This is a genomic window from Marinomonas sp. 63XJN7_7_ISO-PGPR-S23-202 (assembly GCF_056173505.1).
This window is the reverse complement of sequence record NZ_CM149677.1, coordinates 3,523,488-3,547,098: the sequence shown is the minus strand read 5'-3', so window position 1 is coordinate 3,547,098 and position 23,611 is coordinate 3,523,488. Positions and strand designations below refer to the sequence as shown.

The 23,611-nt window shown below is 43.8% G+C and carries 19 protein-coding genes and 1 pseudogene; 10 read left to right on the top strand and 10 right to left on the bottom strand.

Features of this window, described 5'->3' with window-relative positions; genetic code table 11:
• Positions 1 to 11: 11 nt before the first annotated feature.
• From prpD to AC0VYG_RS16395, 4 genes are read right to left on the bottom strand one after another with little or no spacing between them, the layout of a single operon-like run.
• Positions 12 to 1,499, bottom strand: a complete 1,488-nt coding sequence (prpD, locus tag AC0VYG_RS16410) for a 2-methylcitrate dehydratase (protein ID WP_475429020.1) — start codon at positions 1,497 to 1,499, stop codon at positions 12 to 14.
• A 40-nt stretch (positions 1,500 to 1,539) separates the two neighbouring features.
• A complete protein-coding gene (prpC, locus tag AC0VYG_RS16405) occupies positions 1,540 to 2,667 on the bottom strand; it encodes a bifunctional 2-methylcitrate synthase/citrate synthase (protein ID WP_475429019.1) in 1,128 nt (375 codons plus the stop codon).
• A gap of 41 nt (positions 2,668 to 2,708) precedes the next feature.
• Positions 2,709 to 3,587, bottom strand: a complete 879-nt coding sequence (gene prpB / locus AC0VYG_RS16400) for a methylisocitrate lyase (protein WP_067341295.1) — start codon at positions 3,585 to 3,587, stop codon at positions 2,709 to 2,711.
• Between the two features lie 31 nt (positions 3,588 to 3,618).
• A complete protein-coding gene (locus tag AC0VYG_RS16395; RefSeq protein ID WP_067341291.1) occupies positions 3,619 to 4,302 on the bottom strand; it encodes a GntR family transcriptional regulator in 684 nt (227 codons plus the stop codon).
• A gap of 1,298 nt (positions 4,303 to 5,600) precedes the next feature.
• On the opposite strand from AC0VYG_RS16395, the gene AC0VYG_RS16390 reads away from it, so the two are divergent.
• The 7 genes from AC0VYG_RS16390 to AC0VYG_RS16360 all read left to right on the top strand — a co-directional run bounded on the left by AC0VYG_RS16390 (position 5,601) and on the right by AC0VYG_RS16360 (position 13,843).
• Positions 5,601 to 6,626 (top strand): S66 family peptidase, encoded by a 1,026-nt coding sequence (locus tag AC0VYG_RS16390; protein ID WP_475429018.1) that lies wholly within the window; start codon positions 5,601 to 5,603, stop codon positions 6,624 to 6,626.
• A 112-nt stretch (positions 6,627 to 6,738) separates the two neighbouring features.
• Positions 6,739 to 7,020, top strand: a complete 282-nt coding sequence (locus AC0VYG_RS16385; RefSeq protein ID WP_475429017.1) for a DUF7660 family protein — start codon at positions 6,739 to 6,741, stop codon at positions 7,018 to 7,020.
• Positions 7,013 to 7,135 carry a hypothetical protein gene (locus AC0VYG_RS16380; RefSeq protein ID WP_475429016.1) on the top strand — a complete coding sequence of 41 codons (123 nt, stop codon included), beginning with the start codon at positions 7,013 to 7,015 and terminating at the stop codon, positions 7,133 to 7,135. Before AC0VYG_RS16385 ends, AC0VYG_RS16380 begins: the two co-directional genes overlap by 8 nt.
• Positions 7,136 to 7,155: 20 nt before the next feature.
• Complete coding sequence (locus tag AC0VYG_RS16375) at positions 7,156 to 7,638, top strand: N-acetyltransferase family protein (protein WP_475429015.1); 483 nt, start codon at positions 7,156 to 7,158, stop codon at positions 7,636 to 7,638.
• A 66-nt stretch (positions 7,639 to 7,704) separates the two neighbouring features.
• A complete protein-coding gene (locus AC0VYG_RS16370; protein ID WP_475429014.1) occupies positions 7,705 to 8,391 on the top strand; it encodes an alpha/beta fold hydrolase in 687 nt (228 codons plus the stop codon).
• A 575-nt stretch (positions 8,392 to 8,966) separates the two neighbouring features.
• Positions 8,967 to 9,542, top strand: coding sequence for a hypothetical protein (locus AC0VYG_RS16365; protein WP_475429013.1), 576 nt, complete (start codon positions 8,967 to 8,969; stop codon positions 9,540 to 9,542).
• Positions 9,543 to 9,766: 224 nt separating this feature from the next.
• A complete protein-coding gene (locus AC0VYG_RS16360; RefSeq protein WP_475429012.1) occupies positions 9,767 to 13,843 on the top strand; it encodes a Dyp-type peroxidase in 4,077 nt (1,358 codons plus the stop codon).
• 1,329 nt (positions 13,844 to 15,172) lie between these two features.
• Here the strand turns inward: AC0VYG_RS16360 and AC0VYG_RS16355 are convergent.
• The 4 genes from AC0VYG_RS16355 to AC0VYG_RS16340 all read right to left on the bottom strand — a co-directional run bounded on the left by AC0VYG_RS16355 (position 15,173) and on the right by AC0VYG_RS16340 (position 18,366).
• Positions 15,173 to 15,487 carry a non-heme iron oxygenase ferredoxin subunit gene (locus AC0VYG_RS16355; RefSeq protein ID WP_475429011.1) on the bottom strand — a complete coding sequence of 105 codons (315 nt, stop codon included), beginning with the start codon at positions 15,485 to 15,487 and terminating at the stop codon, positions 15,173 to 15,175.
• Between the two features lie 75 nt (positions 15,488 to 15,562).
• Complete coding sequence (locus tag AC0VYG_RS16350) at positions 15,563 to 16,033, bottom strand: aromatic-ring-hydroxylating dioxygenase subunit beta (RefSeq protein ID WP_475429010.1); 471 nt, start codon at positions 16,031 to 16,033, stop codon at positions 15,563 to 15,565.
• A gap of 2 nt (positions 16,034 to 16,035) precedes the next feature.
• Positions 16,036 to 17,292 carry an aromatic ring-hydroxylating dioxygenase subunit alpha gene (locus AC0VYG_RS16345; RefSeq protein ID WP_475429009.1) on the bottom strand — a complete coding sequence of 419 codons (1,257 nt, stop codon included), beginning with the start codon at positions 17,290 to 17,292 and terminating at the stop codon, positions 16,036 to 16,038.
• An 87-nt stretch (positions 17,293 to 17,379) separates the two neighbouring features.
• On the bottom strand, positions 17,380 to 18,366 hold the full coding sequence (locus tag AC0VYG_RS16340; RefSeq protein WP_475429008.1) for a 2Fe-2S iron-sulfur cluster-binding protein: 987 nt from the start codon (positions 18,364 to 18,366) through the stop codon (positions 17,380 to 17,382).
• A gap of 126 nt (positions 18,367 to 18,492) precedes the next feature.
• On the opposite strand from AC0VYG_RS16340, the gene AC0VYG_RS16335 reads away from it, so the two are divergent.
• From AC0VYG_RS16335 to AC0VYG_RS16325, 3 genes are all read left to right on the top strand, one after another.
• On the top strand, positions 18,493 to 19,398 hold the full coding sequence (locus AC0VYG_RS16335; RefSeq protein WP_199474871.1) for a LysR family transcriptional regulator: 906 nt from the start codon (positions 18,493 to 18,495) through the stop codon (positions 19,396 to 19,398).
• 1,393 nt (positions 19,399 to 20,791) lie between these two features.
• Entirely contained in the window at positions 20,792 to 21,592 is an 801-nt protein-coding gene (locus AC0VYG_RS16330; protein ID WP_475449864.1) for an alpha/beta fold hydrolase, read from the top strand.
• A 94-nt stretch (positions 21,593 to 21,686) separates the two neighbouring features.
• Positions 21,687 to 22,772, top strand: a complete 1,086-nt coding sequence (locus tag AC0VYG_RS16325) for a DUF3644 domain-containing protein (RefSeq protein ID WP_475429006.1) — start codon at positions 21,687 to 21,689, stop codon at positions 22,770 to 22,772.
• Between the two features lie 234 nt (positions 22,773 to 23,006).
• Here AC0VYG_RS16325 and AC0VYG_RS16320 read toward each other — a convergent pair.
• Positions 23,007 to 23,297 (bottom strand): annotated as a pseudogene (locus AC0VYG_RS16320) (type II toxin-antitoxin system RelE/ParE family toxin).
• Complete coding sequence (locus AC0VYG_RS16315; RefSeq protein ID WP_475429005.1) at positions 23,290 to 23,511, bottom strand: TA system antitoxin ParD family protein; 222 nt, start codon at positions 23,509 to 23,511, stop codon at positions 23,290 to 23,292. The pseudogene AC0VYG_RS16320 and the gene AC0VYG_RS16315 overlap by 8 nt, the downstream one beginning before the upstream one ends.
• Positions 23,512 to 23,611 lie beyond the last annotated feature (100 nt).

Sequence of the window (23,611 nt, the reverse complement as noted above, 5' to 3'; positions counted from 1 at the left end):
GTCTTGGGCTGTTAAGCGATGACAAATAAATCCATAAAGCGGTTAACTGGCGTGCTTTCTAGCGTGGCTTGATCTTTACACAGAGTAAAGATGGTTTGGCATTGGCGGTTCGGAAAGCGCGTTGCCAAGTTGTTTTTGAATTTCTTCTCCAAAAGCGGAATGCCTTCTTCGCGACGACGACGGTGCCCAACCGGGTATTCCACCACCACTTCTTCTGTGCTGCTTCCGTCTTTAAAGAACACTTGAATGGCGTTGGCAATGGAGCGTTTGTCGGCTTCTAGGTATTCGGCAGAGAAGCGTTTGTCTTCGACGATTTCCATTTTATCACGCAGCTCATCGATGATGGGGTTGGCGTCATGGAAGTCATCTTCATAGTGTTCGGCAATTAAATGACCAAAGGCTAATGGAACGGCAGCCATGTACTGCAAGCAGTGATCGCGGTCGGCAGCGTTTGCCAATGGGCCGGATTTAGAAATAATACGAATGGCCGATTCATGGGTGCGAATGACGATTTTATCAATGTCTGCCAAGCGGTCTTTCACTTGGGGATGCAGTATCACAGCGGCTTCCGCTGCCGTTTGTGCATGGAACTCCGCCGGGAAAGAGATTTTAAACAAGACATTTTCCATCACGTAAGTGCCGTAGTCTTGTGAAAAAGCAAACTGACGTTGCGCTTCTGGTTTGATGGCTTGGTCTTTGTTGGTTTTCGAGAAAGACACATCATAAAACCCCCACTGTGGCGCCGTTAATACACCGGGAATGCCCATTTCACCACGCATGGACATATCGGCTAAGCGAACGGCTCGTGAAGTGGCATCCCCCGCCGCCCACGATTTCCGAGAGCCTGCGTTAGGTGCATGGCGATAGGTACGCAGGGCGGAACCATCTACCCATGCTTGGGAAATCGCGGCCATGATTTGCTCTCTGTCACCTCCCATCATTTTGGTTACTACGGCAACCGAGGCAACCCGTACCAATAAAACGTGACACAAGCCCACACGGTTGAATGAGTTTTCGAGGGCGATGACGCCTTGAATCTCATGGGCCATGATCATGCCTTCTAAGACATCTCGCATGGTCAGCGGCTGTTCGCCTTTTGACAAGCGTACTTGGGAAAGGTGATCCGCCACCGCCAAAATGCCCCCTAAGTTATCGGAAGGGTGTCCCCACTCGGCGGCTAGCCAAGTGTCGTTGTAATCCAACCAACGAATGATGCAGCCTATGTCCCACGCGGCTTTGACTGGATCGAGGGACAAAGACGTGCCGGGGACGCGGGCACCATTGGGGACAACCGTGCCTTGCACAATGGGGCCAAGATGCTTGGTACATTCAGGAAAGCGCAGGGCGAGCAAACCGCAGCCGAGGGTATCCATTAAACAGTTACGAGCGGTATCCAGGGCTTCTTGGCTTTCTATTTTATAGTTCAGTACATAATCGGCGATGTCCTGGATGACTTGGTCGTAATCCGGACGGTTGTTTTGGTCTACGTTGGCACTCATTTTTGATCCTTACTTAGTATTTCTCTTGTCTATTTTTCGCTTAAGGACGGTCGTCAATATCCACCCAATCCGCATGGTCCGGTCCAATGTAATCGGCACTGGGGCGAATAATGCGATTGTTGGCGCGCTGTTCCATGACGTGGGCGGTCCAGCCTGTCACTCGGGCGCAAACGAAAATCGGCGTGAATAGCTTAGTGGGAATGCCCATAAAGCGGTAAGCGCTGGCATGGAAAAAATCCGCATTACAAAAGAGCTTCTTCTCACGCCACATAACCGCTTCGCAGCGTTCAGACACCGCGTATAAATGGTCGTCGCCGACGTCTTCACTGAGTTTTTTCGCCCATTTTTTAATAATGTCATTACGTGGATCTCGATCACTGTAAATAGCATGACCAAAGCCCATGACTTTTTCTTTATTAGCCAGTTTTTGCAATAGCGCAGCTTCGGCTTCGTCTGGGGTTTGCCAAGGTTCGATCATGTCCATTGCCGCTTCATTTGCACCGCCGTGAAGCGGGCCGCGTAAGCTGCCAATACCACCTGTGACACAAGAATACATGTCAGATAAAGTGGAAGCGCATACCCGAGCCGTGAAGGTCGAAGCATTAAATTCGTGCTCTGCGTACAAGATCAGCGAGGTGTTCATGACCTTTGCATGAAGTGCGCTAGGGGCTTTGTCGTGCAACATGGTGAGGAAATGCCCCGCCAAGGAAGGAACATGGTCATTGAGGGTATCAATGCGCACACCATCATGACTAAAGCGATACCAATACAGCACGATAGCGGGCAGGGCGGCGATCAAACGATTCGCTGTATGGTGCGTTTCTTCGTTGTCCTGCTCTGGTTCTAGATTGCCTAAAAAGGAACAGCCCGTGCGCATGACATCCATTGGATGAGCTTCTGCGGGAATCAGTTCTAAGGCTTTTTTGAGGGTTTCAGGTAAGGCTCGCAAGCCCATAAGTTTTGCTTCATAGTCTCGCAGCTGAGTACGGTTCGGCAGTGCACCGTATAATAAAAGATAGGCGACTTCTTCAAAGCTCGCTTTATCGGCTAATACATCAATATCGTAGCCACGATAGGTTAATCCTGCGGCGGCTTTGCCGACGGTACAGAGTGCGGTTTGGCCTGCGCTTTGGCCGCGTAGGCCGGCGCCGGAAAGAACTTTAGCCATGTTTCTACTCCTTACTTTAATTGTTATTGTTTAGAGAGAGGTTATTTTTTAGAGAAAAGCTCGTCTAATTTGTCTTCGTATTCATGATAGTTGAGAAAGTCATAAAGCTCGTTACGTGTTTGCATACTGTCGACCACGTTACGTTGGTGGCCATCGTTCAATAGGTGTTGATAAACGTTAAGAGCAGCCTTATTCATGGCGCGAAATGCGCTCAATGGGTAGAGCACCAAACCTACCCCAACGCTGGCTAATTCTTCTTTGCTGAACAGCGGAGTGGCGCCAAATTCGGTGATATTTGCCAAGACAGGCACTTTGACGGCCTCGACAAATTCTTTGTATTGCTCCAAGGTAATCATGGCTTCTGGGAAAATCATGTCGGCACCCGCTTCTACACAGGCAATTGCCCGTTCAATGGCCGATTCCATACCTTCTACGGCGAGGGCATCCGTGCGGGCCATAATGACAAAACTTTCATCATGACGAGCATCGACACAAGCTTTAATGCGATCGACCATTTCGTCTTGGCTAACGATGGCTTTATTCGGGCGATGACCACAGCGTTTTTGCTGGACTTGGTCTTCAATGTGTACCGCTGCAACACCGGCTCTTTCCATTTGCTGTATGGTTCTGGTGATATTAAAAGCCCCACCAAAGCCCGTATCGATATCAACTAATAAGGGCAAGTCGGAAGCGGAAGTAATGCGCCGTACATCCTCTAGAACATCGTGTAAATCCGTCATGCCCAGATCTGGTAAACCATAGGAGGCATTGGAGACACCGCCGCCGGACAAGTAAATGGCATGGTGCCCTGTTTGCTCTGCCATCATGGCACAGTAGGCGTTCACCGCGCCCACCACTTGCAAAGGGGCGTGCTCCTGTACTGCTTGTCTAAAACGTAATCCTGCTGAGTGTTTTGTCATTATTTTTCTCCCTTTCTCTTTATCTTTTGGGTTAAGGCTTAACGAGGCATTGCTCCATGGCTTGTTTCAGCAATTGACTGGCACGGCTGATATGCCGACGCATCAGTAATTCAGCAAGGTCGCCTTCGTGATTGGCTATGGCGTCTAAAATGGCCCTGTGCTCACGCAACGCTTGGCGCGGGTCGCGTCTTTGATCTGCCGTGTGGTGTCGATACATGCGGATAACGGCATACAGCTCTTCTGTTAATAGACGAATAAGCTTGGTGTTGCCGCTAGCGTGAATGATGCGGAGATGAAAATCGTCGTTACCTCCTTGTTGCACATAATGCTCATCGTGGTTCGCATCAAGATAGGCTTGGTGCTCGTCTAGCAGATGATATAACCGAGTGACTTCCTCTTCGGGCATTTTTTCCGACGCCAACCTAGCGGCCATGCCTTCTAATGCTTCTCGCATTGCAAAGGTTTCTAACATGTCATCAATATTGAGCTCTATCACCCGTGCCCCCACGTTTGCCGTGCGAGTGACCAAGCCAAGACCTTCTAATTTAACAATGGCCTCCCTAAGCGGCCCTCTTGATACACCGTATTGTTTGGCTAATTCCGCTTCAGAAATTTTGCTGCCTTGAGGAATATGACCTTGAACGATGGCACGACTTAGCTGCTGGGCAATGTCTTCCGATAAGGTGGCAAATTTGACAGAAACAAGGTTACTCATAATGGCTACGTGTTCTATTTATTGTTGACAATATATGCAGTTTTAATCTTATTTTTAGTGTTTATCAAGTTATATTGTCGACAATTTTTATTTTTTAAACAAATTTTGAACATTTTTTAGTCGAGTAGAGGGCGCTGAACGGGCATTGCCGTGTACGGCGCGACTGATCACCAAGTCCCTTCCCCTTTTTTAAGGGGAAGGCTAGGATGGGGTTGTTCTTTGGGGCTTCCGGTGTAATTGTTTCCACTCAATTACTTTGAGTTGCTCGTTTATTCCGCTTTTTAATTCAGGAACGGCTGAGCGGGTAACTTTTTGCAAACGCCCAAAAAGTAACCAAAAATTCGCTTTTAAGGGCAGCGCCTCGTTTCCTCATAGAGGCATCATGTTGTCAATGCAGAGCCCGATCAAGGCATAGATTGGTTTTGAGTATAGGAGACAAGGTATTTTTAACTGACTTTGAAACACCATAAAGTCGCGCAACTTCGTTGCGTCGAAGCGGCTCTTTCAGTCTAATTGCTTTCATCCTCGTATAGGCTTTAACTCCGACAGAAGGCGAGGGCGACTAATCACCAAGTCCCTTCTCCTTTTTTTAAGGGGAAGGCTAGGATGGGGTTGTTCTGTTTGTTGTCTCTCAATCGCTTTGTATTTATGAGCTTTATTCCGCTCTGCTGAGCGGGTAACTTTTTGCAAGCGCCCAAAAAGTAACCAAAAATTCGCTTTTAAGGGCAGCGCCTCGTTTCCTCATGGAGGCATCATGTTGTCAATGCAGAGCCCCATCAAGGCATAGATTGGTTTTGAGGATAAGGGACAGGGCATTTTTAACTGACTTTGAAACACCATAAAGTCGCGCAACTTCGTTGCGTCGAAGACGATTTGTAGGTTGGACTTCAGTCCAACAATAGTTACCTCATTGGATTAAGGGGTCGAACACCTTTTCGACCTGATCAAACCTAATTATTTTGATGTGCTTTCACGAAAAGGGCTTTGATCCTGCTGGTCAATTCCAATCAGATATCAACATGTTCTAATTGGCACTTATTTGAAAATAGATTAGAGTGTAAACATGGCGTCTAGGAAGACGAAAGCCACATATTTTTCCTCTCCTGATGCACGGTTATTAGACAAAGCAAGCATGCTTGTTTAAGCCGAAGCCTGAACGCTTACCATGTTGAATAAATTTATATAAATCATGGTATTAGCTAAATTTATCTAAATGGCTAAGACTAGAATAACACGCACGCCGGTTTATTGGATAAATGCGCATGCGCACTATTAAAATGTTAGTTGTAAGGAGAAATATGAAATATCCAGTTCCATTAGGTAAAGGTAGTAGAATTGCTGTTACAGCATTCTCCGCAGGTGTTCCAAGCTCGCTTCACAAGCGTTTGAACATTGTAATCGAAAACTTAAAAAAACAAGATTTTGAAGTAATTGAAGGAGAGTGCTTACGTGAAAATACGAAACATGTGAGTGCTTGTGCGAAGCATCGGGCAGCGGAATTTATGCGATTTCTGTGTGATGATAGCATTAATGCAGTTGTACCTCCTTGGGGAGGTGAGTTTGCAATGGATATACTCCCGCTACTTGACTACGAGAAACTGCAAACCGTTAAGCCCAAATGGATTCTGGGATATTCAGATGTAAGTACGGTTTCTACGGCTTTAATGACAAAACTCGGTTGGATAACGGTTCATTGCTCGAACCTAATGGATCTCCATCCTAATGAGCCTGATTGGCTCACATCTAGTACCTTGAATTGGTTAACAAAGGCTGAAGGTTCTTCTTTTGAACAACATTCATCGAAGTACTATCAAATAGATGGTAGTTCATTTTCAGATGATCCTAACTTTACTTTAAATACAACAGAGCCGACAGTCTGGAAGGTATCAGGAAATCAAGAGGCTGTATTCAGTGGTCGCCTTGTTGGGGGCTGTTTTGATACCATGATGCATTTAATTGGCACTGAATATTTTGATATTCATCTTTTGCACAAAAGATTCAAAATCGATGGTCTCATTCTCTATTTAGAAAACGTAGAAATGTCTCCAACAGTTTTTAAGCGAGCACTTCAAAGCTTAAAATATAAAGGTGTATTTGAACTCTGCAATGGACTACTCATTGGCAGGAGTTCGGTACTAGATAAATGCGGCAAAGATATTACCATTGAAGAAGCGTTAACTGAAGTAACTAAGGACTTGGAAATTCCTGTTGTCTATGATGTAGATATTGGTCATTTACCGCCAAATATGACAATACTAAATGGCTCATATGCTGAGGTCGTTATGAATGGTAACGCAGGTAAAATACGTCAAACGCTGAAATAAACAACTAACAAAGCATTTAAGAGTGATTCGCAACGCTTGGCAGTTTCGCTTCGCTCAAGTATAGCCAATCGTCGCTCACACCTTAATGCGGCGTTAAATGCTCAAGGCGGAAATGAAAGAACTGCACGAAATCCTAGATGAAGTCAAAGATGAAAAAAGTTTCTTGGACTTTGCGAAAGCGCTGATGAAAGACCGTGAGGTTCATGAAGAAAAGCCTGTCTATGAGGTTGGTTGTGCTGGCGATTGGGCAAACAACGATATCGCTGGTTTCTTGGAGTCAGCTATTGCTTGGGCGGAAGATTCTGATTTTGGTATTAGGCAAGATTCAGATCTTCAGTCTAATAAATGGAAGCAATTCGCAGTGTTTTTGTATTGCGGAAAAATATATGAGTAATTCCGCATTTAACAAACAGCTCAAGCCGACCTCCACTGCGTTGTTTGTTTTGTGCTTTTCCGCTACGCTCGCACAAAACAAACAACTTCGTTCCGGCGGTTTAGCTGGGCGTTAATGCCCCAATCAGGAATTAATATGCTAGAAATATTACCTGCAAAAATCGAAGATTCAGAGTTATTACTAACATTTATAAAAGAGTTAGCCGAATTTGAAAATTTTCCGTATGAAATATCAGTTACTAAATCGGATATTGAAAATAATTTATTTAAACCTAATCCTGATGCAGAAGCTATCATTTGTTACGTAAATAAAATAGCATGTGGCTTTGCTGTTTTTTATTATACATTTTCTACTACTACAGGAAGGCGTGGACTGCATCTTGATGACTTATACATTCAACCTGAATTACAAGGTCAAGGTATTGGAAAAGAAGTGCTTAGCTATTTATCAAAGTTAGCAATCAAACAAAAATGTTCACGTTTTGAATGGTGGGATTTAAAAACTAATGACCCAGCAATACAGTTTTATAAAAAAATTGAGGCAACAAAACTGGATGAAATCTGTATATTTAGAATGGAGGAAGTTGAAATCTCCAGACTTGCGTCAAAAGACATATAACAAATTCATTAAATCGGACATAAAGCAGCTGGTTTTTCTTCTTGCCTCACAAAGAATATGGATATTATGACTAAAAAAACCATTATTTTTCTACATGGTGGACCTGGCTTCGATGATTATCTAAAGCCATATTTTTCAATCTTAAATGATACATTCAATTGTATCTTTTATAGTCAAAAAAAAGGACCTAATATAACTATTGATGAATTAATAGAAGAAATAGATATTCTAGTAAATAGGTGCGAACATAAGCCAATAATATTAGGGCACTCATGGGGTGGCGTTCTCGCATTAAAATATATATCTTTATTTAAAAATAAAATTTGTGGATTGATCCTGATGAATACAGGGTTGAATACTGAACAATGGTTAAAATATAGAGAAACGCTTAAATTATTTAATTTAGAAGATGCTGAGCCTGAAGATGTTTTTATGACAGAAAAAGAAAAGTTAGTGGGGTTAACTTTTTTTGAAAATATGTCTAGAACATTATCTGAGGATACATTTGATTCAATATTCAAAATTTTTTTATCAAACTTTGATCTAATCGATGAGTTATCAGAAATTACTTTTCCTATTTTGAATATTTTTGGAGAAAAGGATTATCGTTTTCCAGTTGAAATTCCAAGATCTTTTAAAAAATTTAATCGATATATAATTGAATTGGAGTTGAAGGGTTCTGGTCATTTTCCTTTTATCTTAGAAGATAAATTAGATAGAATTTGTTTGGCAATAAATAAAACATTTAACTGAGCAAATACTTTAGGTTTGGTGGTTGGCGTTGTTCACCACTTAACGCGGCGTTGGTCACAATACCGAGTTTCAGCTAATAGAAGAGCTTTACTTTAATTATTCCGCAACACTAAGAATATTCTCGGAATCTTGCATAGGTTTTGAGGGAATTAAAAGTGAGTTAGGAATTCAACCATCATTACCACATAATAAACCGAGTCCAAATCTCTCTTACCCCAAATCCCTCTGTTGTTGAATTCTCTGTTGGTAAAAGTGTGTTGATGCCACAGATTTAGGGCTTGCTGTTGAAAGCGAAATTATTTCAATAATGAGGCTTATTTAAATTTGTTGGTAGCCTTTTCTAAATCCGTCTTACGAGCATTCTGCAACATGTCAGCGGTTAACAATGAAGAGTCAATTTTAGTGTAACAGAGTGTAATACCTATCTATTTTTTTTCATGTTACCGTTTTCTTAGTCTTTGTTAGGCGATGTTGGCATGGCTGTCGTCACGCTAAGACTGGAGACGCAACTGTAATTCTCTAGCGGCTTGTTTAAAGCAACTTATTATTAACCCAACAAAAAAGAACAACTTATTATGGCTTCTAGCAGTTTTGCCTGTGATGTATCACAGGGATTTAATTTTCAAAAAGACGCCCAATGCTTGATTGGGCATATCACGTCACTAAAAATAGGTGATAAAGAATTTAACAAAGACTTGGCGGTTACCGTGCCGACCAATACCACAGGAGACAAAGTCAAGGTTGTTGGGGTAATTTCCAATATCTTCTGGGAAGGCGGTCATTCCGATCCGATCATGTTTGATTGCCGAGTGTCTACCGACAATAAACAGTCGAGTGTTTTATTACAACATCAAGAGTTGAGCGACACCAGCGTCGTGTACTCTTTTGTGGTTTACGATTATGACCCGAAAGAGAAAAAATTCTATCCTAACTTTCATACCAACGAAACCGACCTCAACGGGCTGGTGGCGAAAAGTGGTGGTGAACTGGATTTGGGCATTGATATGGATCAGGCCACGGATGTGGTATCGCCGGAAAACTACAGTTTTATACTCGGAGTCATGCCTACTGAAGAAGAACAGGAAATACATTTTGCAGTGAGTGTCAGCGGAAAATTCGTGAAAAAATGGGGCGTCACTGTCGCAGAATAGTTTTTGCCCGTATCGGAGCATCATTCTGATAATACAAACCGGTGTGAAACTGGGGGATTCGTGTCGCCAGCCTCGTCCCCCGCGATGATATGACTCGGTGGAAATAGGCTTGAGGCTAAAAAAATAAATTAATCAGTAAGTTAAGGGCTCCTTCTCTCCCAGTGAGAACAGGGCACCCTAAAGAGAATAATGTAAAGCTGGACTTGAATAAAAAGGACTTAAACATGACCAACATCACTCCTCAGCAGTACCTTGAACTAAATGACGACGAGCAATTAAAATACATTTGGGCTTTTACCCAACGAGGGTTGGTTTACCCCGCACCCCATGCCATTTTTGCGACGTTTTGGCTTCGTGACGAGTCAACTTATAAACGAAATCAGTTAGCTCAGTTGATGCTAGAAGTCAGAAATTATATTCATTGTACGGAAAGCCTTCGCTCACATAACTCAACGGCGGTGGTGGGGACTAGTTTCTCGCTTTGGCGCAAGTTTTGTCAGGATGACGGACTCAGTGTGCCTAAAAGTATTGAGCTGCACTTTCCAGAAAGTGACGATAAAAATACGTCTGAGGTTTTTGCTAAATCCGATGGCGTTTTTCAGCATTCTAAAGGCAGTTTATGGTTTCATATTAAGTCCGATAAAGTTGCCGATTGTAGTGCTATATTTGAATTTATTAAAAATAAATTGGAAAGCATTGCTGATAAGCATATTGAACAGCCTGCGTCTTCTCGAACAGAGCGTGAAGATGGCAAAAAAGGCAAGGTACTAGGATGTCGTTTCTCTGAAAACTTGAATAACCCATCGAGCCCCATTTCTCTTTCTAAGCACTCGGTTTGTGGTACCGAGGATCTGGAGCATATTGGCGCGTCGGTGGCTCTGGCACAACGATTCAATATTAATTGGGAGCATCTTCATTCAATGAGTGAAGAGGCCATTGAAGATATCATTGGTCGTCGCACGAACGACGCAATTATTCCTAATCGCGATCAGCGATCACATATTAAGTCGGCACGAATGCAAGATTCTAACGGCAATACCACGCCTGTTTTACGTTTGGGTTTGCCGTTTGGTCAATCAACCAATGCTAATAAAGGTCGAGGTTCGGTGTTATCGGAAGAGCAGGGTATTTATTTTGCTGGCTTTGCTAAAAATGTTCAGATCTTAGAAAACATCATGAGCCAGCAAATTGGTAGTCAATCTGGATTTATGAATGACAGGTTACTCAATCACATAAAATCCGACCTTGGTGATTTTTACTATATTCCTAGTCGCATTGATCTTGGCCTTCACAAACGTGATAACAGCAATAACTTCGACCGCCTGTTAAAACAAAAGCGTTGGGATAAATTTCCTGGTGTGGATTGGGAGCGACTCGACCGTCACTTCGAACAAGCTTCCGATAACGGTTTGATGTACTACAACCATAAAAACTACTTGTATCGCATGGCAACCATGTCCGATAAGCAAAGAGAAGCCGTTTGCGCATTCGACGCGCCAACAGCGCGAATTCTGAGCTTAATGGAGAACATGTTCTCGCTGTGGCAGGACAACTGGTACATAGATCGTGCTCAGCTTGAAATGAAAGGCTACATCAATGGCAGCCTAACCGGGAAGGTTGAACAAGGGTATGGGGATATCCGAGATTACATCGACCATTACAATAAACAGGGTAATATCGATGCGCCAGCGGACATCATGAAAGAAAGTGTGATGATCAGAAAAGGGTGGGCGACGCGTTTGCAACTTCACCAAGTGACTTCCGAAGAATATGGTTTCCGTGGTCGTAAAGTGCGTTACAACAATCACCTAGTACCTTTTTGCGAACACATTCAAGCCGATAAAAAAGACATTGTAAATGGGGCCGATACGTTTCGAATTTCCCCAGGGGAAATCATTGTTGGCGCAATGCCAAATTTGTCTTTAGGTCAGGGGCGACACTACATTAAGTACCTAACGGAACAAGAATATAAAAACGGCTTTTTGGATAGCCTGAGTGAGGCTTCGGGTGTGGGTCATAACGTGCCGGGGTTAGATAAGGTGTTGGATAAAGGCTTAGGCGGTCTCATTTCCATGTTAGAAGCTAAACGCGATGCTGCTAGCGACAAAGTATTTGGTGCTGCGAAATACAGTACAAAAGATTTTTATACGGCGAGCATATTATCACTACAAGGTGTGAGTGAAGTGTGTGAGCGTTTTGCCGCGCTGGCTACAAAGCAGGCTTCGCAATTGAATGCGGATCAACTCCGTGAGAAACAAAATCTTGAAGCTATCGCAAAGCGAATGAATAAGCTTTCAACGGAAAAGCCCGATACGTTGGTTGAAGCGGTACAGCTTATTTTCACCGTACATAGTTGCTTACATTTAACTGGTGAGCCAACCGCGCTTGGTCGCTTGGATCAGTTATTGGCCCCTTTCATGAAACAATCGCTTACGCCGGAGCAAATCCAATCAGGTGAAGTAGAGCCGGATCGTGATGAACAAGAAATCATTGATGCGTTCTACATTAAGCTTAGCGAAAAAGTGCAGTCAAATCGCCTTAATATTGAAGATCACCAACCATTAGGAAATCTTGCTATGGCAGGTGCAAGTGGGCCTTATCCACAGCATACCTCGGTGAACCAATGGGTGCAGCAAGTGACGGTGGGAGGCACAGAAGCCAACGATGATCCAGCAATTGATAACCCCGCATACAATCAAATGACGCGTATGTTCATTCGAGCGAGTGCTCGTTTACCATTAAATGCACCTTGTTTATCGCTACGTACAAGAAAGGATATGCCTAAATATATCTTGGAAGAAGCGAGTAAAGCCATACTTTCAGGGGGGGCTCACCCTATTTTGCTTAACGATGAGAAACTCATTCCGAGTTTGCATCAAAGTGGCAATGGTGTCGGCGGAAATGAACTCAAGAATGAGTTCTTTGATTCCAAAGTAAGTCTGAAGAGTGCGCGAAACTACGCTTGTGACGGCTGCTATGAACCTCAGTTTCCGGGCGAAAACTGGTTCACCTTGGGCGGATTCTCGGCGTTACAACCGTTAGAATGCGCTATGAATCAGGGTAAAACATGGTCTAGCGCTGGGGCGGGATACTTCTATGGTTCGGTGGTATCCTTCGGGTCAAAACCCGCCGCTCAAATTGAATCATTTGATGAATTGTTAGATTTGTACTTCGAACACTTCCAATATATTGATATGAAAAATCAGTCGGGCCGCCTAGCCTTGTTTGATTCGGTGTCGACCTATTGTCCTTCTCCTTTGTTGAATGTATTCATTGATGATTGCGTTGAAAAAGCACTGGATTTATATCAAGGCGGAGCCAAATATCATATTTTTGGACCTTGTTATATTGCGATAGCTTCCACTATTAACTCTCTTTTTGCCATTAAGAAAATGGTGTTCGATAAAAACTCTGCAGTGACTAACTTGGCGGAGCTGACGCGAGCACTGAGTTGTGATTGGGGCCATAAAATGGTGGAGCCGTTTGTCAGTGCGATGGCGGGAGAATTGCGAGCTAATGCGGAAGGTGAAAGATACAAGCGCTTACGTGATATCGCCCTTGCTCAACCGCGGTATGGTCGTGCGCAAGGCAAAGGACTACTGGAAGAAGCAAATGCGACGCTGGCTTCAACCAATAACATTGATGTATTTGGTGACTTATTCTTGAGCCGCTTGGCAGAAGCTTCGCGAAACACCTTCCTTGAGCCTGTAGATAGAATCAAAAATCAGTTAGAAGAGTTGGCTGGTAAATACGGGAGTCATACTGACGAGCAGGGCGATAAACTTCCCTTTGGTATTCAAATTCAGCCGGGTGTGGGTACCTTTGAAAATCATGTTGCAATGGGGTCTTGGAATGGTGCTAGTGCCGATGGCAGAAGGCTAGGCCAAACCGTTGCTTCTGATTTAAGTGCAGAGTCCAGTCCAGCGGACCAAACTGTTCAGCATCAAGAAGCTTCGTTATTTGATGTGGTTGAGCAACTTACAGGCCAAAGTAGGGAGCAAAAAGGCGCCGCTTATTATGCTAATGGGGCACCGACCGACATGAATATTCGTGAGTGTTTTAGTGCAGAAGAGCTGGTTGACGTAATGGCTGCTTTTGCCAGTGGAGAAGGTTCAAATGTACTCACTATTACAGCAGGCGATCCGAATAGCTTAACGCAAGCGATGTCCCAGCCAGAGAAGTACGACCTTCTGCGTAATCGCACTGGTGGATGGACAGAGTTCTTCACTGTTATGCCGCCAATCGTGCAAGAGCAGCACCGTCGTCGGCCGCTTTCAGTGGAGCGCAGGAAAGATAATTAACAAAAGTCGTAGATTATGAGCGCAGCACGTTAAAGCCTTGTTGCGTTTCATTATAGAAATATGATGTTGTCAATGCAGAGCCCCCTCAAGGCATGGATTGGTTTTGAGGATAGGAGCCAGGGCAGCTAATCACCAAGTTCCTTCCCCTTTTTTAAGGGGAAGGCTAGGATGGGGTTGTTCTGTTTGTTGTCTCTCAATCGCTTTGTATTTATGAGCTTTATTCCGCTCTGCTGAGCGGGTAACTTTTTGCAAGCGCCCAAAAAGTAACCAAAAATTCGCTTTTTTAACGAGAAGCGTGTGATCGACGTTTTATACAACTTACTTTCTCGGTACGCTTTAGGCTGTAAGGCATAGACTGGTTTTGAGGATAGGAGACAAGGTATTTTTAACTGACTTTGAAACACCATAAAGTCGCGCAACTTCGTTGCGTCGAAGCGGCTCTTTCAGTCTAATTACGTTCATCCTCGTATAGGCTTTAACTCCGACAGAAGGTGAGGGTGACTAATCACCAAGTCCCTTCACCTTTTTTAAGGGGAAGGCTAGGATGGGGTTGTTCTGTTTGTTGTCTCTCAATCGCTTTGTATTTATGAGCTTTATTCCGCTCTGCTGAGCGGGTAACTTTTTGCAAGCGCCCAAAAAGTAACCAAAAATTCGCTTTTTTAACGAGAAGCGTGTGATCGACGTTTTATACAACTTACTTTCTCGGTACGCTTTAGGCTGTAAGGCATAGACTGGTTTTGAAGATAGGAGACAAGGTATTTTTAACTGACTTTGAAACACCATAAAGTCGCGCAACTTCGTTGCGTCGAAGCGGCTCTTTCAGTCTAATTACGTTCATCCTCGTATAGGCTTTAACTCCGACAGAAGGTGAGGGTGACTAATCACCAAGTCCCTTCACCTTTTTTAAGGGGAAGGCTAGGATGGGGTTGTTCTTTGGGTCTTCCGGTGTATTTGTTTCCACTCAATTACTTTGAGCTGCTCGTTTATTCCGCTCTGCTGAGCGGGTAACTTTTTGCAAGCGCCCAAAAAGTAACCAAAAATTCGCTTTTAAGGGCAGCGCCTCGTTTCCTCATAGAGATATGATGTTGTCAATGCAGAGCCCCATCAAGGCATAGATTGGTTTTGAGGATAGGGGACAAGGTATTTTTAACTGACTTTGAAACACCATAAAGTCGCGCAACTTTGTTGCGTCGAAGTCGCTTCTACGGTTTGCTTGTCGCTAGTCAGCACAGAAGGTGAGGGCAGCTAATCACCAAGTTCCTTCCCCTTTTTTAAGGGGAAGGCTAGGATGGGATTATTTGGGCTCGGAAAATAGTCGGCTTTACCTCATTAACTCATCGCCACGAACACTTGGTTTCCTTCCGTTTTCGTCGCGTAGGTTTTGATGTCTTCAGTTAGTGGTTCGCTCATGGCTTTACCACTCTTAATACAGAAACGACCTTGATGAAGAGGGCACTCGATTTCACCATCTTCCAAAAAACCATCGCTCAATAATGCGTGGCCGTGGGTACAAATATTGTCTGTGGCAAACACTTCGCCTTCTACCTTATACAGAGCAATATTGTAGCCGCTGACGTTCACGCCAATAACATCCTCCTCTGGGATATCATCGATATTAATGATCTCAATCCAGTTGTTGTTCATAATGTGTCTCACTTTCTTTTTTATTAATCGCAAATTTTTTATTAATCGCAGAAAATGCCGATTTATTGTGTTTGCTTAAATGGGGTAAATCATTGAATTGAGCACCATATCGTTGTCGAAAATACAGTGTCTTGATTCAATTTTTAGTCCTTGATCCGTGATGCGAATACGGTCTTGATATCGACCGACGTTGTACACTTCCGCGATGCCATTACTCTTGGTACGAAACACCGTGTAATTTGCCTGAGCGACGATGAGAGTGTCGGATTCGTCAATAATTAAGGGTGAGGACACCATATGAAGCTGGTGGTAAGGATCGTGGTAAATGGTTTCCGTCACGCCATAAACACGGTCTTTTAGCATCCCTTTGCTGCTTAGCGATATGACCGCCATGGGTAAATTGCGATCGTAGTTCTCCCGTGTTTGCACCATGTACCGACAGTCTTCGGTGAATAAGTCGATCCAGGCATCCCAATCACCTCGATCCACAATGGCTGCGTAATTTTGGTAAAACTGAGTTAGCGTTAAATAGTTATCTGCTTTCATGATTACACTCCCATTGTCTTACGCCAGTAATCGTACATACCTCGAATGCAAGTTTCAGAAACCATATGATCGGCTTCTTCCACATTACGACCGCCTAATTCCGCGACGGCTTTTTTCGCTGCGTTTTGCTCAATACCTTGTTGTGAAAATTCGATGACTTCACCGTCATCAGCCGAGACGAATCCTGCTGGGCCAAAAAGGTTGGCTTGGCGTAAGCGGCGCTGTGTCATTTCTGGTGTGTCATCTTCATAGCCAAAATGCGTCCAGACAAAGTCGAAGGAATCGATTCCATTGGGTTGAATATGACGAGTGGTTACACTGTTGACGTTCTGCTGAAATACCACGCTTGGAAATAGCGTCATCATGACCGCCGTTGGGCCGCCCCACCAAGCTTCGTCTTCGATATCCAAGAAACTTGGGTCATGCAGTTGCATGGACTCTTTGAAGCTTGAGAAGTTGGTCGTTTGATCATTTTTACCGCCATCGCCACGAGTAGAGACCATAGCGGCATGGCGGAAATGTTTGTCCATTTTCAGTTCAGAGCGATTATCAGCACGCCATAGACCAAAGGTCACAAACCAAGTGTGAAGAAGGCCCGCGTGATAAGGGTCTTTGATGTTTTCTTGCATCAATTTCCAGTTGCCCGGAATGCGCTGTTTGTTGTAACCCAGAATGGTTAACTTGCGACCGTTAAACATGCGGTCGAAGTATTGCAAAATTGTGGGACCTAAGAAGTCTTCAAGAGATTCAACGTCATGGTCAAAGCTGGCGAACACCACACCGTTACGTTCAGCAACGCGTAGCTTGTTAAGACCATGGTCAGCGGGTTTAAAATCTTTCGGCATACCGCCTTTAACTTGGCCGTCTTGTTTGACACCACGGCGGAAGGGGACACCTTGAAGATTGCCTTCTAAGTCGTAATTCCATTGGTGATAAGGACAAGTGAAGCTTTTCGTTTTGCCGTGTTTTTCGCGGCAAAATTGCATGCCACGGTGGGCACAGCGGTTTTCGACGACGTAAATACTACGGTCTTCGTCGCGTACCATAATGACCGAGCGCTCACCGATGGCCGTGCGTTTGAAATCGCCGGGTTCTGGGATTTCGGCTTCAAGGCCAACGTAGCACCAGTGCTTGGTGTAGAAGAATTTTTCTAATTCTTGTTGGTAAACATCTTGATTAGTGTAAGCCCAATAGGGAATACGGCTGGTGTCTTCATGATCCCAAGTGGGCGTCAAAGGAATACGATTTTCCTGATTCATTTTATTCACCTTTTTTTGTATTTATTGTGGTTTTTATCTGGTTCTTTCCGCGAAGCTGGCTCACGAAAAGCGCGTTTTTAGCGGCGGCTAAACACCGCTGGGGTAAAATGCGTCGGCGTAAATTTGCTCAATGTCAGCGCCACGCTTGGTACAGGCGAGCGATGCGGCTTCGACCATGGCGGGTGCGCCAGCGAGATAGATGCGCCAGTTTTTCAGATCGGGGAAGTACTCGGCGATGGCTTCTGTCACCAAACCTTGAAAGTAAGCTGAAGCTTTTGGTGCGTGATCCAAGGTGATGGCATATCTGAAGTTGTCGTACTCGTTAGCAAGGGCGTCCAAAACATCGATACCGTACACGTCAATTTCTGTGCGCGCTCCGTAAATCAAATGAATGTCATTTGACATCCCAGACTCTAAGGCGCCTCGAATAATGGAAAGGATCGGCGCTAAGCCTGTTCCTGTGGCAACGCAAAGCATAGGGTCGCTGTTTTTGCGACGAAGATAAGATGCGCCAAGGGGACCGTTTAGCTTGATGGCGTTACCCACTTTGATTTCGCTGTCCAATTTCGAGGTCACGCGACCATTCGACACGATGCGGATATGGAATTCCAAAATGTCATCTTCAGCCACGCCCGCCATGGAGTAAGAACGAGTGCCATCTTCGTGCCAGAAGGTTAAGTTGGAAAATTGACCCGGAGAATAGTCGTAGGTTTTGGTCGTTTTTAAGCGTAAGCGACGCACATCATGGGCTAATTCATCATAACCAACGATTTCAGCTTTGAGTGTTTTGGTTGGGTGGGTGATGATTTCATCCACTTCTGGGATTTCGATCACACTGTCCGAATCGACTTTACTTTGACAAGCTAAAACGTATTGGCCGTGTTGTGCGAGTCGGCCTTCTGCGGCAGATGGGCCGCTCACCGAGCCTTCAATAACCTTGCAGCGGCAGGTGCCACAACGACCTGACAAACAGCTGTAAGAGATGGGAATCTGATTCTCCAAGAAGGCATCCAATAAGGTGCTGCCTGCTGAAGCCAAAATAGTTTGGTTAGTTGGTTTGATTAAAATTTCCACGGTTGCTCTCACTTATTCTTAGATTTATGTGCGATGCTTTGCATGAAAATCACTATAGAATGGTGTGAGCTATTCAGATATAAAATAACTCTAATAATAGATATTCACACTGGTGAGATCTCTGCCATGATTCGACTTAAAGATATCGACCTCAATTTGCTGGTTGTTTTTCAGCTAATGTACCGTGAACGCAAGACGGGCGTAGTGGCTGAGCAGCTTGGCTTAACCCAACCGGCGGTGAGTAACGCCTTAGCCCGCCTGCGATTAGCGTTACACGATGAATTATTTGAACGAACTGCGCGCGGTATGCGACCTACGCCGTTTGCCGATAGCATTGCTGAGTCTGTAGGTTATGCACTTACCACCTTGCACGACGGTTTGAATTACCAGGAGCGGTTTGATCCCGTAACCAGCGACCGAACCTTTTGCATCGGTATGACGGACTTGGGGGAGATTTATATTCTGCCAAAATTGATGGCCTATCTTGCGAAACACGCACCGAACCTTTCGATTACCACGGTGCGAGATCAAGATCATACGTTAAAAGAAAACTTAGAAGTGGGCATGGCCGACTTGGCGATTGGGCTCTTGCCGCAATTGGAAGCGGGCTTTTATCAGCGTCGGTTATTTGACCAAGATTATGTGTGTTTGATGCGCAAAAATCACCCATTGGCAGTGAAAAAGTTGGAACTTGCAGACTTCGAACACTTTGAACATGTCATTATTGAGGCGCAAGGAACCGGTCATTGTAATGTGGAAAAAGAGCTGGCTAGAAACGGTATGACGAAGCTTTGTAAGCTTAGGTTGGCGCATTTTACCTCTGCGCCTTATATCGTAGCTGAGACAGATTTGGTGGCTACCGTGATTGAAAAGCTCGCGCTTCAAACCGCAGAACGTTTTGATTTAATCGTAAAGCCTCATCCGGCCGATATGCCTTCATTGCAGATCAATATGTTTTGGCACCGTCGTTACCATCAAGACTCTGGCAATGTTTGGATGCGAAACGTCATCTTTGATTTATTCTCGGAATAGAGAAACGATAATGGCGTTTTTTGCTACTTGAGATTTTGTCCTCCCATTTGCAGCTTGATTATCGTCATCCTTGCGCTGGCGTGGGGTCTATGGGGTCTTTCGACCTGATCACCGACGGTTAAACGCAGAAGGCGAGGGCGACTAATCACCAAGTCCCTTCCCCTTTTTTAAGGGGAAGCTAGGATGAGGTTGTTCTGTTTGTTGTCTCTCAATCGCTTTGTATTTATGAGCTTTATTCCGCTCTGCTGAGCGGGTAACTTTTTGCAAGCGCCCAAAAAGTAACCAAAAATTCGCTTTTAAGGACAGCGCCTCGTTTCCTCATAGAGATATTATGTTGTCAATGCAGAGCCCCATCAAGGCATAGATTAGTTTTTCTGTTCGAGAGATCCTTTCTGCTAATGACCCTGAAAATCCATAGGGTCGCGCAACTTCGTTGCGTCGAAGCGGCTTTTTCAGTCTAATTGCTTTCATCCTCGTATAGGCTTTAACTCCGCCAGAAGGTGAGGGTAACTAATCACCAAGTCCCTTCCCCTTTTTTAAGGGGAAGGCTAGGATAGGGTTGTTCTTTGGGTCTTCCGGTGTAATTGTTTCCACTCAATTACTTTGAGCTGCTCGTTTATTCCGCTCTGCTGAGCGGGTAACTTTTGCCAAACGCTGCAAAAGTAACCAAAAGAGCTTTTATCGGGCTAAAGCCCAAACATCTCATTTTCTTTTTTAACAATATGATTCGCTAGATGCTCGATATCGTAAGGTGTTGAGCTGTTTTGTCAGTTAGATAAAGGTTAGCGGATACTGTTATGCAGCGCCGTACCGTCGTGCAACTTCGTTGCATCGAATAAACGATTTTAGATTGAAGCAATCTCTAGTTATCCCGCTATGGCGCCTAATAAGTCATCCCTGCAAAGGCGTGGGATCCATGGGGTCGAACACCTTTTCGACCTGATTAAAGCTAATTATTCTGATGTGCTTTCACGAAAAGGGCTTTGACCCTGCGCTGAATCAGATATCAACATGTTCTAGTTGGCGCTTATTTGAAAATAGATTAGAGTGTAAGGATAGCGTCTAGGAAGACGAAAGCCACATATTTTTCCCTCCTGATGCTCGGTTATTAGACAAAACAAGCATGCTTGTTTCATCTGAAGCCTGAAGACTCATTATGATAAATAACTTTATATAAATCATGGTGTTAGATAAATTTATCTAAATGGCTAAGACCAGAATAACGCGCACGCCGATTTATTGGATAAATGCGCATGCACACTATTAAAGTGTTAGCCCCGATTAGAATCAGCATAGTATGCAGACAAAGAAATCGTTTCTGTTTATATTTGTGGTACTGATGATCGTCTCATCGGTGGGCTGCATGGCCATCCGAAAAAAGGAGTCAATTCATATGACGGGGAATATGTTTGAACACGTGTCCGGTCGGTATATCTCTTGTGGCAACGCCAAAATATACGTGGAAGAAAAAGGGAATCCGGAGTTGCCAGTGTTGATTATGCTGCATGGCGGTTTTGGCAACATGGAAGACTTCAATACTATTGTTCCAATTTTGAGCCGCAAATTTAGGCTTATTGGTATAGACAGTCGCGGACACGGAAAATCGAGTATTGGGACGCGAAAGCTTTCCTACAAGCTGTTGACAGATGATCTGGCGCAGATAATCGATTCCCTTGAACTTAAGGAATTCAACATTCTCGGATTTAGTGATGGCGGCATCACCGCTTATTGTTATGCCGTTAGACAAGACCCAAGGCTTCGCAAAATAGTTACAATTGGGGCAAGGTGGGAAATGAGTCAGAATGATCCTGCATGGGGAATGCTTTCCGGTATGACCGGAGACATCTGGAAAAAAATGTTTCCCTCAAGCTATGAAAGTTATATGCGCCTCAATCCGGAGCCTGACTTCGACGATTTTTCCAAGGCCGTTGTGGCTATGTGGACGGATTTGAGTATTGATGGGCATCCCGGAACACTGATGGGGCAGATTGACAATGAGATGCTGGTTATCCGAGGAGACAAAGATCCGCTGACTTCACTCGAAAGTATGGTGAGACTTCGTGGAACTGTAAAAAATATAAGTTTCCTGAATATCCCGTTCGCAGAGCATGTTGCATTTAATGATGCGCAGGGAATCTTCCTTCAAGAGGTTGGTAGATTTTTTGGCGTCACGATAGATACACAAATGAATTGAAATGATGGGCTAACAAATCACTGCACTGGATTTTACTCCGCTGCGCTCCGTAAAAACCAGTGAGTTCAAACGTTACAAGCATTAGGGAGCTACTTTGAGTTTAAGAAAAGGAAAGACTAAATCAATTCTTGACGCTTCCATCGATTCGGCGCTTCTAGCAGTTGAAATCTATAATAAACCACGGACCACGTTTCGAAGTGAAGGTTTTATTACAATGATGATTATGGCATGGACTAGATTGTTTCATGCTCATTTTAACAACACTATTGGCGACAAATACTATTACAAGAAGAAAAACAATCGATATGAAATGGTTGATGGAGAAAGGAAGGCTTGGGAATTATCAACGTGCATCAAGAAGCATGGGAGCCTTGAGCCTAGTATCGAGTCAAATCTTAACTTTTTCATAAAGCTAAGAAATAAAATTGAGCACCGTCATATAGAAAAACGAGAGATCGATACTTTAATCTTCGGAGAATGTCAATCTTTGCTGTTCAACTATGAAAGTAAGTTAATTGAGTTTTTTGGTAGTTCATATTCTATCAACGAGTCATTGGTATATAGCCTTCAGTTCTCCCAAATACGTACACAAAAACAAGAACAGGCCAATCGTTCTGCGTTGTCTAAAGATCTTTCTGAGATAGTTTCTTTTGTTGAAAAATACCGGAATACGTTAGATGAACAAACGTATAATTCTCAAGAATACAGCATAAAACTCATTCAAATCCCTAAGATTTCAAATACTAATCGAGCTGATGCCGCTGTTGAATTTGTCAAATGGGATGCGTTAAGCGAAGAAGATAAAGCAGCCTACGAACAGCTAACCGTAATAATTAAGGATAAAACAGTAAAGATTGAAGCCGCGAATGTTGGTCGGCTAAAGCCTTCTGAAGTAGTTAAAAAAGTAAATGAAACTCTAAATAGGAAGGCATTAACCCAGAATCTGCATGTTAGCCTCTATAAGCTATTTGAAATACGGCCACCAAATGGAGAAAGTGATCCATTCGAAACTAATGCTGAGTTTTGCCTTTATGATGAGCCCCACAACGATTATGTTTATCAAGAGTCCTGGGTCTCATTTTTGGTACACTTTCTACAATCTACTGACCTAGAAGCTAAAGACATAAGAGAGAAAGAGCGAGATGGCGAGCGTTTGGCTATCGACCAGTATCGCATGTAACAAAAACAGGCACTGCGACTCGTAAACTCGCGCGTGCTGTAACCGTTAGTGCTAAAAAGAGTTTTTTCGTAACAATCGAATATATTTCGGCTTTTAAAGAAGTATGCTTGGCCGTAGCAGCAATTACGACAGCTTTTGTTGCAATCAGTAGCTTAAAAGTTGGCGAAAGGAACTTCGAGGAAAAGCCGCCTTCAAAATTTTCTCGGTGAGTTGGGCATTCTAATTCATATCAACTCAGACGATATTTTTCACATCACGATAAGTATTTTCATGAGAACCTAGAGCCATAAGTTCGAGAGTAACGGTATCATCTTCGTAGGTATAAACAAGTAATGTAAGTTGTTTTAGCATCTTAAATTTGTATACGCGGAGGAAGTATAAATCACCTTTCTTCTGTTACCCTAGAAGCGGATCTTCAATCAATTCTCTGATTGCCTTATCTAGATCCACCTTTTGGTTTTTATATAGCTTCTTGACTGCTTTTTTAAAGGTAGGAGTTTGAAGAATCTGAGTGATTTTAGCCATAATGATATTCCTCAAGTTTTCCGGCTTCTTTTTCTGCTTTGGCAATGATCGCTTGTTTAACGAACTCGTAAGGTAAATCAGGGCTATCTTCCATGATTTCACCAATTTTAGCCCAGTGTTCAATTTGTTTTGGTGTTGTACGGTTTAGAGCTTTAGCCATAATAGCGGCTTTATCAACTAGCTCTTGGTCGAGACGAATACTTGCAGTAGACATAATACAATCTCCTTAATGCGCTATAAGAAATGTAGCGTTCTGCTACATTGGTGGCAATATGAATCATAAAAAGGCTCTGCATTAGCCAAAAAAGACGATA

Coding starts and splice junctions, on each gene's coding strand:
- prpD (WP_475429020.1), bottom strand. CDS start 1,499: ATGAGTGCCAACGTAGACCAAAACAACCGTCCGGATTACGACCAAGTC.
- prpC (WP_475429019.1), bottom strand. CDS start 2,667: ATGGCTAAAGTTCTTTCCGGCGCCGGCCTACGCGGCCAAAGCGCAGGC.
- prpB (WP_067341295.1), bottom strand. CDS start 3,587: ATGACAAAACACTCAGCAGGATTACGTTTTAGACAAGCAGTACAGGAG.
- AC0VYG_RS16395 (WP_067341291.1), bottom strand. CDS start 4,302: ATGAGTAACCTTGTTTCTGTCAAATTTGCCACCTTATCGGAAGACATT.
- AC0VYG_RS16390 (WP_475429018.1), top strand. CDS start 5,601: ATGAAATATCCAGTTCCATTAGGTAAAGGTAGTAGAATTGCTGTTACA.
- AC0VYG_RS16385 (WP_475429017.1), top strand. CDS start 6,739: ATGAAAGAACTGCACGAAATCCTAGATGAAGTCAAAGATGAAAAAAGT.
- AC0VYG_RS16380 (WP_475429016.1), top strand. CDS start 7,013: ATGAGTAATTCCGCATTTAACAAACAGCTCAAGCCGACCTCCACTGCG.
- AC0VYG_RS16375 (WP_475429015.1), top strand. CDS start 7,156: ATGCTAGAAATATTACCTGCAAAAATCGAAGATTCAGAGTTATTACTA.
- AC0VYG_RS16370 (WP_475429014.1), top strand. CDS start 7,705: ATGACTAAAAAAACCATTATTTTTCTACATGGTGGACCTGGCTTCGAT.
- AC0VYG_RS16365 (WP_475429013.1), top strand. CDS start 8,967: ATGGCTTCTAGCAGTTTTGCCTGTGATGTATCACAGGGATTTAATTTT.
- AC0VYG_RS16360 (WP_475429012.1), top strand. CDS start 9,767: ATGACCAACATCACTCCTCAGCAGTACCTTGAACTAAATGACGACGAG.
- AC0VYG_RS16355 (WP_475429011.1), bottom strand. CDS start 15,487: ATGAACAACAACTGGATTGAGATCATTAATATCGATGATATCCCAGAG.
- AC0VYG_RS16350 (WP_475429010.1), bottom strand. CDS start 16,033: ATGAAAGCAGATAACTATTTAACGCTAACTCAGTTTTACCAAAATTAC.
- AC0VYG_RS16345 (WP_475429009.1), bottom strand. CDS start 17,292: ATGAATCAGGAAAATCGTATTCCTTTGACGCCCACTTGGGATCATGAA.
- AC0VYG_RS16335 (WP_199474871.1), top strand. CDS start 18,493: ATGATTCGACTTAAAGATATCGACCTCAATTTGCTGGTTGTTTTTCAG.
- AC0VYG_RS16330 (WP_475449864.1), top strand. CDS start 20,792: ATGACGGGGAATATGTTTGAACACGTGTCCGGTCGGTATATCTCTTGT.
- AC0VYG_RS16315 (WP_475429005.1), bottom strand. CDS start 23,511: ATGTCTACTGCAAGTATTCGTCTCGACCAAGAGCTAGTTGATAAAGCC.